Raw genomic sequence first — 305 nt, 5'->3', positions numbered from 1 at the left:
GGGCGCGGAGTTCGGCAGGCGGCCGGTATCTCAACATCTCAGCGAGGCAGCCCTGGTGACGACGCAGGGCAACAGCATCCTGATACTGAGCTACATCCGCAACAGCGAGAAAGCCGGGCCGGATAAATTGGCCGTGCCGATCCTCGCGCTGGGCAAGCAGGCCATCGCACGCTCCGGCAAGGCCGAACAATCCTTCGGTCAATGCGAATGGTTCAGCGAAGCCGAAGCGCGCGGCTTTCTCGGAAAGGGAGCGCTGAAAATCCACCGTTCCGGTCCCAACTGGTGCGCCGCATCGGTCGAGGGCA

At 63.3% G+C, this 305-nt stretch carries 1 protein-coding gene; it reads left to right on the top strand.

Annotated elements, in window-relative coordinates; all coding sequences use genetic code 11:
• The coding region (locus F2P45_RS34990) for a hypothetical protein (protein WP_223164944.1) at positions 1-305 on the top strand (305 nt) is incomplete at both ends.

The organism is Massilia mucilaginosa (genome assembly GCF_011682145.1).
In the GTDB taxonomy this organism is placed as follows: Bacteria; Pseudomonadota; Gammaproteobacteria; order Burkholderiales; family Burkholderiaceae_D; genus Telluria_A; species Telluria_A mucilaginosa.
Note: the sequence above shows the minus strand (reverse complement) of the source record. Positions and strands in the feature narration are given on the sequence as shown.